Source organism: Georhizobium sp. MAB10 (genome assembly GCF_045012825.1).
In the GTDB taxonomy this organism is placed as follows: Bacteria; Pseudomonadota; Alphaproteobacteria; order Rhizobiales; family Rhizobiaceae; genus Georhizobium; species Georhizobium profundi.
Genome location: NZ_CP118314.1, coordinates 1,409,673 through 1,418,726 on the forward strand (window position 1 = coordinate 1,409,673; position 9,054 = coordinate 1,418,726).

The following is a 9,054-nucleotide window of genomic DNA, read 5'->3' on the forward strand; positions in this document are numbered from 1 at the left end:
ACTGGAACGATGGACGAGCGGCTCTTTCTCAATCGGTGGCAGAACACCAACCCCACCGCAGCCAAAAAGCGCTTCGAGGAGACCGAGGGCGGCGGGCGCATGCAGACGATGGCGATGATGCCTTTCATCGCCATCGGGCTGTTCACTGCCTTGCGAAAGCTCTTTGGCAACGAGGCGGAGGCCTTCTCGTCTGATCGGCCGCTTCGCGACGTGGCGGAAGCTGCGCCGGAGCCTCAAAGCGACCCGCTGTCGTTCGAGACAGACATTGCTCGCATCGCGCAGATCGCATCGTCGCTCAACCAGCTCTCGGCCGATATCGCAGCCGGGATCGGGGCGCGTATCTCGTTTCTCGGGCAGACAGGCGATGCCGTTGCGTTCGAGGCTGGCCTGCGCGCAGCCGGCGGCGGTTCGCTCCGTCCTCTCAAGCCGGGAAAGACCGGGCGGGCGAACGACAACCATGTCGAAGGCACGCCAACGCCGCGCAAGGCGAAGCCGGAAGAACGGCCTGCCAAGCGGCGCGACGATGACGACGGCAAGGAGAAGACGCCGAACCGTGCGCCCACGCTTGCCGGGCCCGTCAGCCTGAAGGACAGTCTGGTCAACCAGGCGATCGTCATTGCGGCAGCCGACCTGCTCGTCGGTGCGTCGGATGCGGACGGCGACGTCCTGACGATCCAGGACCTGTCGGTTTCGTCCGGTACAATCACGCAGACTGCGCCCGGCAAGTGGCTCTACACGCCCGCCTACGACTATGTCGGCGAAGTGACATTCACCTACAAGATCAGCGACGGGAAGACGTCCGTCCAGCAGGTCGCCTATAGCGATCTCGACTACGAAGATCCCGACATCATCGGAACGAACGGCAACGACATCCTGATCGGCACGCCGGATCCGGACCGGATGTTCGGCCTGGATGGCGATGATCTCATCTACGGCCGGGCGCAGAACGACACCCTCTTCGGCGGCAATGGCAACGACCGTCTTTATGGCGAGGATGGCGACGACACGCTCTTCGGCGGCTTCGGTGACGACATGCTGTTCGGTGGCCGCGGCAACGACCGACTGTTCGGTGAAGAGGGCAACGACAAGCTGTTTGGCGGGGAGGGCGATGACCGGCTCTCCGGCGATGCTGGCCATGACCATCTGGACGGCGGCGAAGGCAAGGACCACCTCGACGGGGGGATTGGGGACGACGTTCTCGATGGCGGGACGGAAGACGACATTCTCTTGGGCGGCCTTGGCAACGACCTCGCCCGAGGCGGCGACGGTGCCGACCTGATCCGCGTAGGTGCGGGCGACGACGTCGCTGAAGGCGGTGCCGGCGATGACGTCATCGGGGGCGAGGCTGGGGACGATTATCTCTCGGGCGGCGATGGTGCGGACGAGATTTCCGGTGGAGACGGCGCGGACCAGCTAAGCGGCGATGCGGGTGACGACTTCCTCGCGGGCGACGCCGGTAATGACACGCTCGACGGTGGCGAGGGGCACGACGAATTGACCGGCGGCGCCGGCGATGACGCATTGTCCGGCGGTAATGGCAACGACGATCTCAGCGGTGACGCCGGCGATGACGTTCTCGACGGTGGCGAAGGCCGCGACACGATCGATGGCGGCGAAGGGGCCGACGTCATCCTGGCTGGCGCTGGCGGCGATGTTGCCGAGGGCGGTGCAGGCGATGATGCCATCGAAGGTCAGGCTGGAGACGACGAGCTGTCCGGTGGTGATGGCGCGGATGAGATCTCCGGCGGTGACGGCGCGGACCAGCTGAGCGGGGATGCCGGCGACGACGTGTTGTCGGGTGACGCCGGTGACGACGTTATCGATGGAGGCATCGGTAACGACGAGATCGACGGTGGCGAGGGCCGCGACACGATCGATGGCGGCAAAGGTGCCGATGTGATCCTGGCTGGTGCTGGCGACGACCTGGCCGAAGGCGGTGCGGGTGACGATGTCATCGAGGGGCAGGCCGGGGACGACGAACTGTCCGGTGGCGATGGTGCAGATGAGATCTCCGGCGGCGACGGCGCGGACCAGCTGAGCGGGGATGCCGGTGACGACGTGTTGTCGGGTGACGCCGGTGACGACGTTATCGATGGAGGCATCGGTAACGACGAGATCGACGGTGGCGAGGGCCATGACACGATCGATGGCGGCGAAGGCGTCGATGTGATCCTGGCTGGCGCCGGCGACGATGTTGCCGAAGGCGGTGCAGGTGATGATGTCATCGAGGGCCAGGCCGGGGATGACGAGCTGTCCGGCGGCGATGGTGCGGATGAGATCTCTGGCGGTGACGGTGCGGATCAGCTGAGCGGGGACGCTGGCGACGATGTGCTTGCGGGTGACGCCGGTGACGACGTCATCGATGGGGGCATCGGGGACGATCAGATCGACGGTGGCGAGGGCCATGACACGATCGATGGCGGCGAAGGGGCAGACCTAATCTTGGCTGGCGCCGGCGACGATGTTGCCGAAGGCGGAGCAGGGGATGATGTCATCGAGGGGCAGGCCGGGGATGACGAGCTGTCCGGTGGTGATGGTGCGGATGAGATTTACGGCGGTGACGGCGCGGATCAACTGAGCGGGGATGCCGGCGATGACGTGCTTGCGGGTGACGCCGGTGACGACGTTATCGATGGGGGCCTCGGCGACGATCAGATCGACGGTGGCGAAGGCCATGACACGATCGATGGTGGCGAAGGTGCAGACCTGATCTTGGCTGGCGCCGGCGACGATATCGTCGAAGGCGGTGCAGGCGATGATGTCATCGAGGGGCAGGCCGGGGATGACGAGCTGTCCGGTGGCGACGGTGCGGATGAGATCTCTGGCGGTGACGGCGCGGACCAGCTGAGCGGGGACGCTGGTGACGACGTGCTTTCAGGTGACGCCGGTGACGACGTTATCGATGGAGGCACCGGGAATGACACGCTTTCGGGCGGGACCGGTGCGGACGAGTTGATCGGCAGCGAAGGCGATGACAGCCTGGATGGCGGCGAGGGAGCTGATGTCATCCTCGCAGGCCTTGGCGATGACGTCGCAGACGGCGGATCCGGGGACGATGTCATCGAGGGCAACGAGGGAGACGATGTCCTGTCCGGCGGCACCGGCAATGACTGTGTCGATGGCGGGGCAGGCGATGACCTGATCCGTGGCGGCGCGGGCGGAGACTTGCTGTTGGGTGCTGAAGGCGACGATGTCATCGAAGGCGGTGACGGCAACGACACCGTCAATGGTGGCGAAGGCGCCGATACGCTGAGCGGCGATGAAGGCGACGACGTCCTGATCGGCGGCGCCGGTGACGACCTGATGGCGGGCGGTGAAGGTGACGACGTCCTCCATGCTGGCCTTGGCGACGACGTTCTCGACGGCGGCGAAGGCGGCGATATCCTGCATGGCGACGAAGGCAACGACGTCGTTGACGGCGGGGCCGGCGATGATGTCATCGATGGTGGCGAAGGCGACGACGTGCTGGTTGGTAGTGCCGGCGACGACATCGTTTCCGGTGGCGAAGGTGGCGATGTTATCACCGGCGGCGAAGGCGCCGACATCCTCTACGGTGATGAGGGCGACGATATCTTCATCGCGATCTCTGAAGATGGCGATGATCTCATCATCGGCGGCAGCGGTGTCGACACTTACGACCTCTCCCAGATTGTCGCCGACGTGCTGGTCGATTTGCCTGGGGGCTTCGTGCAGAGCCTCGATACGGGGTATGACGAAGTCTTCGAGATCGAGAACGTGCGCGGTGGCCGGGGCAACGACTGGTTGGTCGCCGATGACTCCGTCAACGTCTTCACCGGTGGATACGGCAACGACACGTTCGTCTTCCGCAAGCTGCGCGATCTGACGAACGAGGGCGGTCCTCGCGACGAGATCACCGACTTTACCGTCGGCGATCGGATCGATTTCTCACGATTGTCCGGACCTGAAGGCCAGCTTTTCGTCGACATCGCCGGCGCCACGTTCACCGAAGCCGGCAGCGTCGGCTTTCGCCATGAGCGGTTCGGCGACCGCGACTACACGATCGTCTCGGGGACAACCGACAGCGACCCCGACGCAGAATTCGAACTTGCACTTCTCGGACATCACCAGCTGACGCGCGAAGATTTCATTCTCGCGGCACGCGACATCGACGCACAGGCATGACACGCGCCAGCGAATACGCCGCCTCTTAATTTTGTGGAGCATGAGTATGGGAATGATGATTGCTAAATCGCAGGAAACCCGTGGCGGCGGCTCTTTTGGAATCCGCTCGCGCGTGATCATGTCGGCTTCGCTGGCGGGGCTTTTGATCATCGGATGCGGCGGCTGGGCCGCGCAGGCAAGTCTTGCCGGCGCTGCCATCGCGCCGGGTCAGATCGCGGTCAAGCGGCAGGTCAAGGAAGTCCAGCATCGTGATGGTGGAATCATCGCCGAGATCCGCGTCTCGAACGGAGACCGCGTGCGGGAAGGCGATGTGCTGGTCAAGCTGGACGAGACAGACACGCGGGTCGAGCTGTCGATCATTCGGTCGCAGCTGACGGAACTGACCGGTGTCTATTCCCGTCTCCAGGCCGAGCGCGATGGCGAGGCCGAGGTCGCGTTTCCGGAAGGCTTCGGGTCCACTGACGGCACATCCGGCGTGATTGCCGGTGAAATGAAACTGTTTCTCGACAATCGAGCGATGCGCGACAGCCAGAAGGAGCAACTGTCGCTTCAGGCCGAGCAGTTGCGGGACCAGATCAAGGGGATGGAGGCGCAGCTCGCTTCCAACCAGGCCGAGCACACGCTGCTGCTCGACGACATCACCCTGATGCGCAAGCTTCTGGAGCGCAAGCTGACCGAAGGTTCGCGCGTGCGGCAGATGGAACGTGAACTCGCCCGCATCGAGGGGCAAAGAGGCGAGATTGAATCGCGGGTCGCCCAGGCACGTGGCCAGATCAGCGAAACCGAGTTGAAAATCCTTGCGATCGACCAGGAATTGAAAGCTACGGCGCAGACCCAGATTCGCGACATCGATGCTCGGATCGCAGAACTGCGCGAGCGTGAGATTGCCGCGGTCGATCGATTGTCGCGGACGGAGTTGCGGGCGCCTGCGTCCGGCCTCGTCTACGACCTGGCGGTCCATACAGTCGGGGGCGTGATCGGTTCGGGCGAAACGATCCTGTCGCTCGTGCCCGAGGACGAAGAAATGATGGTCGAGGTGCGCGTTTCGCCGACCGATATCGACCAGGTGACGATCGGTCAGCCGGCGCGTCTTCGCCTCACGGCCTTCAACCAGCGCACGACACCGGAATTCGAGGGCCAGGTCACGGCGATGGCCGCGGCTGCAACCCGCGATCCCGTGTCCGGACGCGACTTCTATCTGGGAACCGTCGAGATCACGTCCGATCTGGCTCCGCTCGGAGACAAGACCCTGATCCCCGGGATGCCGGTCGACGTGCTTCTAGTGACCGGCGAGCGTTCCGCGCTCTCCTATCTCGTTAAGCCTTTTACGGATCAGATGGCCAAGGCATTCCGCGAGGAATAGGCGCCGCCTTAGGATGCGACAGCGGCGGGTGGGTACAGCATCCCGTCAAAAGCCGGCGCCGTCAAACGGGGGCGCCGGCTTTTTTCTCAAGTTAGCTCGATGATCTCAGTGATGGTGCGGCTTGGCGTCGTGGCCATGCGCGTGGCTATGATCCTCACCGTGATCTTGACCATGCGCCGCATGATCATCGACAGCTGCGACCGGCTGGGCTGCATGGTCGCCATGGTGGTGTGCAGGATCGGCATCATGCGCGATAGCTTCCGCGCGGGCGGTCATGATGTCTTTCGTGCGTGTTTCGAGGTAGCTGATGAGATCGGCCGCGTCGTTTTCTGTGAGCGCAAATGACGGCATGCGAACGCCCGGGAAGCGCGCCACCATGTCGAGCGCGACAGGATCCCCGGCCCGGCGGCTCGTTTCAGGGTCGCGGATGAAGGCCGCAAGCCAATCGCGCTCGCGCCGTTCCGTCACCCCCATCAGGTCGGGGCCGACCATGTCGCCGACGCCGACGGTGTGGCAGGGCGCGCACATCTTCTTGAAAAGCGCCTGGCCAGGCTCCGCGCTGATCTGCAGGCCGGCCAAGTCGGCGGGATCGAGATAGGCCTGGTCCGGCATGCGACGTTGTTCGCGCCAGACCGGATCGAGATCGAGAACTGCGCTGGTCAGCGTTTCGATTTCGCCGAAAGGGGTGTTCCTGGACCAGTCGCCGGTCAGCGCATTGCCGAGCACGACCTCATTTCGATGGTTTGCCGGCACTTCTGAATTGTTGCCGAGCTTGGAGCCGATCAGCCGCAAGGTCTGTTCGTCGCCGGTGATGAACGTCCAGCCAGGCCCGTCATAGAAGGCGTCGGCGAAGGCTTTCAGGCGTTCCGGCGTATCGTTGAGCGGGTCTACGCTGATCGACACAAAGAAGATATCCTCGCCCATCCGGCCTTCGAGGCGGCGGGCGACTTCTGCCAGCCGCGCCGTGTTGATGGGGCACAGATCGCGGCATGAGGTATAAATGAAGCTGATCACCACCATGCGGTCGCGGATCAGATCATCGAAAAACTTCAAATTGGTGCCGTCCTGCGTGATGACGGTGCTGTTTGGAAAATAGTTCTCGCCCCATGGCGAGGCAGCGTTTGCCGCGGTCGTAGCGAGGAGGCTGGCGGCCAATGCCGCCAGCATGCGTTTCGTCTTGCCCATTTGCCGAGCCCCTTCGGATCGTGGTCAGTTCTTCGGTATGAGATCGGTGACCGACGCCAGCTGCTGTCGGTTCATGTCGCGCGGCACGCCCTCGGGAATGATTTCCGGCTTGGTGAAGAACACGCCGTCCGGCGTCGGATTCGGTGTCGGCGTGATGGCCCGCTGCGGCGATCCCGGCACTCCGGTGAGCAGCTGGAATCGCGCAAGCATCGCGAAATCCTCGTGCACCGTGTTGTGGCAGTGGTTCACGTAGGAACCGCCATATTCACCGAACTGCACCTGGAACGTGACGCTGCCGCCTTCGCCAAGCCGCCAGACATCCTTTCGGGCGCCCTTTTCGAAAGCGGGCATCGACATGCCGCGGCGGCTGATCGTGACGCCTTCCTCGAAATGAAGATGGATCGGGTGATCCCAGCCACCGCCGCCGTTCTCATAGGTCCAGTGCTCGACATCGCCTGCCTGCGGGATCACCATCGAAATGCGGTTGGCGTTGAAAGAATGGTGGTCTTCGCCATTGATGCGGACCGTCCAGGGGAAGGTCGCGTGCTCCGGGCAGTCCGGCGTGCACGAACCGTCCGGCCCGCGCGAGTTCCCGCCGGATTTCTTGAACTCCACATGACGCTTCCGTACTGGCTGCACGATCGGAATCTGCTCGGTCAGCTGCAACGGCACACGGCTTTGATCGGGATCGGTTCGCTTTAAGACGACGCCTTCGACATCGACACTCTGCACTCGGTCGACGACGCGGAACTCCATGATGGATCCCACGACCGGATCGTCCTTGTCACCGCGCATCGACGTCTTGATCGACAGCTGTTCCTTCATCCGCAGGCCATCCACGTGCTTGGCCTGGTTGACGAGATAGAAGCGTTGGCCGAGCGGGAAACCGGTGAAGTCCACGACGATGTCGAAGCGCTCGCCCATGCCCTGCGGCGGGAGCGTCGAAAGCGTGTAGGGCTGCGGCAGAAGATTGCCGTCGGTCGATATCAACTGGAACGGAACGGGGTTGCCGTTCTGGTCGGCGATGGCGAACTTCCAGAAGCGCGAAACGCTGGCATTGAGCACCCGGAACCGGTACTTGCGCGGCAGCACTTCCATGAACGGAGCATAGGCACCGTTGATCAGCGGAACGTCGCCGACAAATCCATCCACGTCGAAGATGTCGAAGAAGAGTTGCCCGCTTGCGTCGCAGGCACAGTCCGAAACCAACAGGTTCACGTCGAAATCGGTGTTGCCCCAGTCGAGCAGAGAGCCGCTCGGCAAGCGCAGATTGACACCATCCTGCAACGCTTCGTTGCCACGGTCCGGCCCGCTGTACATGTTGATCGCGCCGAAATTGCCCTTGTAGACATTCTCGGCGGTGAAGAAAAACCGATGATCGTGGGCCCACATGGAGCCCTGGATTTCACGGTAATCGCCCTTGACATGGACCAGCCCACCGTTGCCATCCGGTCCGGATGCGCGTGGGTCGCTCGCAGTCGTGTTGATCCGGTCGGCACGCGCAAGCGTCGTGCTCCAGCGGTAATCGTAGAACGTGCCGGGGAAGTGGTGGGTATTAGCGCCGCCGTCGCTTTCCGCGCCGTTATGGGCGTTGTGAAAATGCAGTTGCGTTTCGTTGCGACCGAAGCCGTTATTCTGCGAGCGGTTCACCGGCATGTTGTTGTAGATGCGGGTGAGAACCGGCTCGCCGTAGCGCATCTTGATCAGGAACGGTGGCATCGAGCCGTAGCTGTTCTTGCCGGATCCATAGCACCAGAAACTGTCGGGCGACTGGGTCGGGAAGTAATCGTGAAGATATGTGTCGCCGGCGCACTGGCCGATCGACATGATATAGCCTGCTTGGGGAAAGTATTCTTCCCAGCGCTGATGGGCGAATATCTCACCGGGCGGACGGCCTTCGATCGGGCCGCGCTGCGTCAGCGGATTGACATAGGCCATATCGGCATAGGGGTTCTTGCTAAATTCGGTGTGGTAGGACAGGCGCCGCGCCGGCGGCTCCTGGAGCTGGGTCGGGAACACGGCGTTGAACTCGTTGCCTTCCTGAAGCGTGTCGCGCTGGCGCTGCAACGGAATGGGCTTTTGCAGCTGTGTCCTGTGGATCGGCTGGGTGAATTTCTTGATGCCGAATAGCGGACTTCTCGGTGCGCCGGTCGGTACGGCTGCGTAGGCGCTGGTTGCGAACGGGCTGAGACCGTTCTTCAATGCCAACGCTCCGGCGGCGGTAAAGATGCCCCAGCGGATGAGATCACGCCGCGATACTTGTTCTTGATTGAGCGCCTGTACGATCTCCGCGCGGTTCGCCCGCGCCCGCTCAGCTTCCAACTTACGGATTCTCGATGCGTTTTCCGCTATATACATTGCCT

General features: G+C 63.1%; 4 protein-coding genes. 2 read left to right on the top strand and 2 right to left on the bottom strand.

Annotation, left to right across the window (positions count from 1 at the left end; genetic code table 11):
* Nucleotides 1-9: 9 nt before the first annotated feature.
* Entirely contained in the window at nt 10-4,143 is a 4,134-nt protein-coding gene (locus PU133_RS06415; protein WP_404863955.1) for a cadherin-like domain-containing protein, read from the top strand.
* A gap of 52 nt (nt 4,144-4,195) precedes the next feature.
* On the top strand, nt 4,196-5,506 hold the full coding sequence (locus PU133_RS06420; RefSeq protein ID WP_404863956.1) for an HlyD family type I secretion periplasmic adaptor subunit: 1,311 nt from the start codon (nt 4,196-4,198) through the stop codon (nt 5,504-5,506).
* A 105-nt stretch (nt 5,507-5,611) separates the two neighbouring features.
* On the opposite strand, the gene PU133_RS06425 is transcribed toward PU133_RS06420, so the two are convergent.
* Nucleotides 5,612-6,691: an SCO family protein gene (locus PU133_RS06425; RefSeq protein ID WP_404863957.1), complete on the bottom strand. Its 1,080-nt coding sequence runs from the start codon at nt 6,689-6,691 to the stop codon at nt 5,612-5,614.
* A 24-nt stretch (nt 6,692-6,715) separates the two neighbouring features.
* Nucleotides 6,716-9,013, bottom strand: a complete 2,298-nt coding sequence (locus tag PU133_RS06430) for a multicopper oxidase family protein (protein WP_404863958.1) — start codon at nt 9,011-9,013, stop codon at nt 6,716-6,718.
* Nucleotides 9,014-9,054: the final 41 nt, after the last annotated feature.

Bases quoted from the DNA above. Each gene is read 5' to 3' on its own strand.
- PU133_RS06415 (WP_404863955.1), top strand. From the start codon at position 10: ATGGACGAGCGGCTCTTTCTCAATCGGTGGCAGAACACCAACCCCACC.
- PU133_RS06425 (WP_404863957.1), bottom strand. From the start codon at position 6,691: ATGGGCAAGACGAAACGCATGCTGGCGGCATTGGCCGCCAGCCTCCTC.
- PU133_RS06420 (WP_404863956.1), top strand. From the start codon at position 4,196: ATGATGATTGCTAAATCGCAGGAAACCCGTGGCGGCGGCTCTTTTGGA.